The organism is Colwellia sp. 12G3 (assembly GCF_002836775.1).
GTDB lineage: Bacteria > Pseudomonadota > Gammaproteobacteria > Enterobacterales > Alteromonadaceae > Colwellia.
On sequence record NZ_PJAQ01000029.1, the window covers coordinates 1 to 228 of the forward strand.

Sequence of the window (228 nt, forward strand, 5' to 3'; positions counted from 1 at the left end):
TAGTTCCCTCTTCAGTAGATAAGGGCACCCAAAACCAATTCTCTAATAATAGAATTAAAATAATTATTGGCTTTCCTACTTTATTGTAGGTCATTCGGACGCGGGATGGAGCAGCCTGGTAGCTCGTCGGGCTCATAACCCGAAGGTCGTCAGTTCAAATCTGGCTCCCGCAACCAATTCTTAAGTTAGAATTAAAACAGCTTGGCTTGTTTAAGTATTTACTAACAT

Annotated in this window: 1 tRNA gene; it reads left to right on the forward strand. The window is 40.8% G+C overall.

Going from position 1 to position 228, the window contains the following annotated elements:
- The first annotated feature begins 99 nt into the window (after nucleotides 1-99).
- Nucleotides 100-176, forward strand: a tRNA-Met gene (locus CXF71_RS08875).
- The last annotated feature ends 52 nt before the right edge of the window (nucleotides 177-228 follow it).